Source organism: Variovorax sp. 01T439_2 (assembly GCF_056398445.1).
Genome location: NZ_JBFTPJ010001254.1, coordinates 1 through 1,284, shown reverse-complemented (window position 1 = coordinate 1,284; position 1,284 = coordinate 1). Strand labels below are relative to the sequence as shown.

General features: G+C 68.7%; 2 protein-coding genes. Both read left to right on the top strand.

The window, feature by feature from the left end:
- Positions 1–785 (top strand): serine O-acetyltransferase EpsC (epsC, locus tag AC1DOC_RS34040; protein WP_478131618.1); only part of this gene is annotated, 785 nt, incomplete at its 5' end.
- A gap of 73 nt (positions 786–858) precedes the next feature.
- A partial coding sequence (locus tag AC1DOC_RS34035; RefSeq protein WP_478131617.1) for an NAD(P)/FAD-dependent oxidoreductase occupies positions 859–1,284 on the top strand: 426 nt, incomplete at its 3' end.

Here is a 1,284-nt window from a genome sequence, read left to right as displayed (position 1 = left end):
TCATCGAATCGCTCAAGGGCGCGCTGTTCCCGATGCGGCTCGGCCCGCCCGACCTGCGCCATGAGAGCGAGGACTTCTATGTCGGCCACACGCTGAACACCGCCTTGCAGGCGCTGCTGGTGCAGGCGCGGCTGGAGCTCAACTACAACGCCCGCCACGAGCCGCGCCCCTCGAACGAAGTCGACGGCCTCGCCGCCGAGGCCATCCGCCAGTTCGCGAACGCGCTGCCGGGCCTGCGCCGCCTGCTCGACACCGACGTGCTCGCGGCCTACCAGGGCGATCCGGCGGCGCGCAGCGTCGACGAGGTGCTGCTGTGCTATCCGGGCGTGCTCGCGATGATCCACCACCGGCTGGCGCACGAGCTCTACAAGCTTGAGTTGCCGCTGCTGGCGCGCATCGTGGCCGAGCTCGCGCATGCGCAGACCGGCATCGACATCCACCCCGGCGCGCAGATCGACGCGGGCTTCTTCATGGACCACGGCACGGGCGTGGTGATCGGCGAGACGGCGGTCATCGGCAAGCGCGTGCGGCTGTACCAGGCCGTCACGCTGGGCGCCAAGCGCTTTCCGACCGATGCCGAGGGCAACCTGCAGAAGGGCCTGCCGCGCCACCCGGTGGTGGAGGACGACGTCGTGATCTACGCCGGCGCCACCATYCTCGGGCGCGTGACGCTCGGCAAGGGCGCGGTCATYGGCGGCAATGTSTGGATCACSGASGAYGTGMSSSCGGGCGCGAGCGTSACGCAGGCCAGCCTGCAGAACGCGCCGAAGGCGAACGCGCCATAGGAACGGCACCAAGGGGCGACCGGCTTCGGCCGCGCTATGCTTGGCTGTTGTCAACTATGTAGCTTGCCTTCGCATGTCATTGCCTCAAGCCACTTCCTCCATTTCTTCCGCGCCCCCGGCGGCCGACGAGTCCTGCGACGTGCTCGTGATCGGCGGCGGCCCCGCGGGCTCCACGATCTCGGCGCTGCTCGCACAGCAGGGCCGCAAGGTGGTGCTGCTCGAGAAGGAGCACCATCCGCGCTTTCACATTGGCGAATCGCTGCTGCCCGCGAACGTGGAACTGTTCGACAGGCTCGGCGTGCGCGACCAGGTCGAGAAGATCGGCATGCCCAAGTTCGGCATCGAGTTCGTCTCGCCCGAGCATGAGCACCGCAGCTACGTGGACTTTGCCGAAGGCTGGGACAAGTCGCTCGATTCGGCCTGGCAGGTGCGCCGCTCGGAGCTCGACGAGCTGCTGTTCCGCAATGCCGCCGCGCGCGGCGCGCAGGCGCTCGAAGGC